The sequence below is a fragment of the Sulfurospirillum sp. SCADC genome, from assembly GCF_000743525.1.
Classification (GTDB): domain Bacteria; phylum Campylobacterota; class Campylobacteria; order Campylobacterales; family Sulfurospirillaceae; genus Sulfurospirillum.
In genome coordinates, this window is record NZ_JQGK01000034.1 from 1 (window position 1) to 2,477 (window position 2,477).

Annotated in this window: 6 protein-coding genes; all 6 read right to left on the reverse strand. The window is 34.5% G+C overall.

The window, feature by feature from the left end; genetic code table 11:
• Window positions 1–34: 34 nt before the first annotated feature.
• The 6 genes from JU57_RS13475 to JU57_RS13500 all read right to left on the reverse strand — a co-directional run bounded on the left by JU57_RS13475 (window position 35) and on the right by JU57_RS13500 (window position 2,285).
• Window positions 35–496: a hypothetical protein gene (locus JU57_RS13475; RefSeq protein ID WP_037962181.1), complete on the reverse strand. Its 462-nt coding sequence runs from the start codon at window positions 494–496 to the stop codon at window positions 35–37.
• Window positions 497–736 carry a DUF2442 domain-containing protein gene (locus JU57_RS13480; RefSeq protein ID WP_037962183.1) on the reverse strand — a complete coding sequence of 80 codons (240 nt, stop codon included), beginning with the start codon at window positions 734–736 and terminating at the stop codon, window positions 497–499.
• Window positions 720–947: a DUF4160 domain-containing protein gene (locus tag JU57_RS13485; protein ID WP_037962186.1), complete on the reverse strand. Its 228-nt coding sequence runs from the start codon at window positions 945–947 to the stop codon at window positions 720–722. Before JU57_RS13485 ends, JU57_RS13480 begins: the two co-directional genes overlap by 17 nt.
• A gap of 167 nt (window positions 948–1,114) precedes the next feature.
• On the reverse strand, window positions 1,115–1,408 hold the full coding sequence (locus JU57_RS13490; protein WP_037962188.1) for a hypothetical protein: 294 nt from the start codon (window positions 1,406–1,408) through the stop codon (window positions 1,115–1,117).
• An 89-nt stretch (window positions 1,409–1,497) separates the two neighbouring features.
• Entirely contained in the window at window positions 1,498–2,088 is a 591-nt protein-coding gene (locus JU57_RS13495) for a hypothetical protein (protein WP_037962190.1), read from the reverse strand.
• A complete protein-coding gene (locus tag JU57_RS13500) occupies window positions 2,088–2,285 on the reverse strand; it encodes a hypothetical protein (protein WP_037962192.1) in 198 nt (65 codons plus the stop codon). The genes JU57_RS13495 and JU57_RS13500 overlap by 1 nt, the downstream gene beginning before the upstream one ends.
• Between the last annotated feature and the right edge of the window lie 192 nt (window positions 2,286–2,477).

Sequence of the window (2,477 nt, forward strand, 5' to 3'; positions counted from 1 at the left end):
TGTTTATGGTCGAAATTATACTACAAAATTGCTTCTAAAGCCCTAAAAATAAGGGTTTTACTTGTTTTTCAGGGTCGACTATATATTTTCTGCTACCATCTGGTGCTTCTATTGATATTTTATAATCTTCATCTTCTTTAAAAAGTTCTATCAACATCGGCAATTCATTCATATCTGAAAAAACCATACCTTCATTTTTTCTAAGCCTTAATCCATAATCACCAAAAGTTAGTGGCTCATCAAGTACGTTATAGCCTTTTAATCTATATACTATAAAAAGTTCTGGAATATCATCTCTTTTAGTATAATGTACAAGGATGTATCCAGATGCATAAGTGTACACAGAAGCCTCAATGTCTTTTCTCTCATAAGTCTCTTCAGCAGAATATAAGCATTCATCATGGTATGTAATAGTAATTTTACTATTAGCACGTACAGGTCGGTTATACTCAATTGATATAATTTTATCTTTATTCAAATTTTTAATTCGTTCCATTCACGCAACCCTACTCTCAACATGTAACATACTCTCAATACTTAACTGATAGTCAAGTTCCACCCACTCGATGCCAGAACCTAAGCAGATAAATGTGTAGTTTTTAAGTTGAGAAAGTGTGGCGTTTTTAAGTGGTTTATACCAATCAAGCGGAGTGGAGATGATGCGCTCGTCACTGAGCTTTACATGTAAATAGGTATCATCAAAATGGACTTCTTTGCCTTTAATTAAACCACTCATTCCATTTCCTTTCAAATTCATCTTTGTGCTCTTCTATGATAGCCAATGCTACTTTTAAATCTTTCGGTTTTAGGTAATTATGCACGACTTTTAAATGCGCTAACTCCACTTTTGCAAAACCTTCATTTTTCATCACATGAATATGCTTTGGTTCATGTTCATTCGCATAAAAGAAAAATTTAAAACCGTCTTGAAGCAAAAGTGTAGGCATTTACACTCCCTATATTTGAGAATATTATACCGCAAAAGGAGACTAAACTTCCAGCTTAAAAAAAATAGGGGTCAGGGCTATAAAAAAAATAGGGGTCAGGGCTAAACTTTTAACTTTTTACCCTATTCCTTTTTTACATGTAAAGCTTTATTTCTCACACTTCCAGCTTAATTATCACCCTTCACATAGTTATGCACCAGCGCTTGAATGAGATTTTGATACCCGATGCCTAGCTCTTTGGATTTTGCTTTAAGGACGGCTAGGTCGCTGACAGAAAAGCGAATGTTGTTTTGTCTTTTTTCATTTAATGATTTTATGTATTTGGCATGGTTTTGGTATGCACTTAATGCTTGTTTGTCCAGTGGTTTTTCGTACCATTCGCCTGCTTCTATCTCGCTTAGAAGTTGCGCTTCTTCGGCATCTAGGACTATTTTTTTGTTTTCATTGTTTTTTACCTCCAAACTGTTTGACCAATTTTCGGCTCGGAATAATGGTCTTTAAAAACATCTCACACTCATTTTCCATAAAAGGGGACGAGGCTACTTTAATTTTAGTTCTTTTCTCTAGGTAAAAAAACACCTTTAATGCAATTTGGATTTAAAATAGCAAGTTGTATATGATTTGCCGATCTAAAAGCAGCTCCTTCATAGAGTGGCTCACCTTCCCAAAAAGCGGCACGAACCGAATCAAATTTTTCTCCAGCGTCTTCAGCAAGCTTATGGGCATACCTGATGACAGCACAATCAAGCTCACGTTTTTTAAAATCAAAGTCATTCGCGCCAAAAGGTGCATTTTGTGGCATGGGGTGACCTGCTTCTTTAATGGATTTTTTAAATTCTTCATATGCAATTTTAAGAAAATCAAGATATTTTTGATCTAAAAGGTCAAAGCAATTTCCCAAATCTAGAATTGCACCTAAGACAAAGGGCTCTTTGATTTTTGTTTTAGCTCTTTTAGAATCTTCATCGGCATATTGAATAGCACGCTCATAATTGTTTTCCCAAAAATAAACGCCTTGACCAAGCCAATCAAAAGTATTATGACTGGGTTTAAAATCTATTTTTTGATTTAAAATTTCATAAGCGATTGTTTTATCTAATCCATGGAAGCCATAAACAAATGCAGGTTTAGAAGAGTACATTAAGAAGCGATTTTTGAGGTCTTTCTTGGAGATTTAGAGACACTACTTTCTACGGTTGATTTTGAAAAAAATCTCGCATCATAGCTACCTGTTTTTTCATCTAAAATATGAGCACTAATTAATAAGCTTCTTCTCTCACTACTTGTACGGTTTTTCGCAGAGCTCTTCACTCTTGCGATTAAATCAACAACTGGCATGATTTAATCCTTTAAACTTAATTACATTCATTTTAACATAATAGACCGTAATTTCAAATAAAAGTCATAGCCATAAAAATAGAGAGGTTTTTTGCTAAATAGTCGACCCTGAAAAACCCAAAACCACCAACGTTAAAGCCTTCTTCCTCTAAGAATAAACCCCAACCCAAGCAGTAAAATCCAATACTGCCT

Coding starts and splice junctions, on each gene's coding strand:
- JU57_RS13495 (WP_037962190.1), bottom strand. CDS start 2,088: ATGTACTCTTCTAAACCTGCATTTGTTTATGGCTTCCATGGATTAGAT.
- JU57_RS13475 (WP_037962181.1), bottom strand. CDS start 496: ATGGAACGAATTAAAAATTTGAATAAAGATAAAATTATATCAATTGAG.
- JU57_RS13480 (WP_037962183.1), bottom strand. CDS start 736: ATGAGTGGTTTAATTAAAGGCAAAGAAGTCCATTTTGATGATACCTAT.
- JU57_RS13500 (WP_037962192.1), bottom strand. CDS start 2,285: ATGCCAGTTGTTGATTTAATCGCAAGAGTGAAGAGCTCTGCGAAAAAC.
- JU57_RS13485 (WP_037962186.1), bottom strand. CDS start 947: ATGCCTACACTTTTGCTTCAAGACGGTTTTAAATTTTTCTTTTATGCG.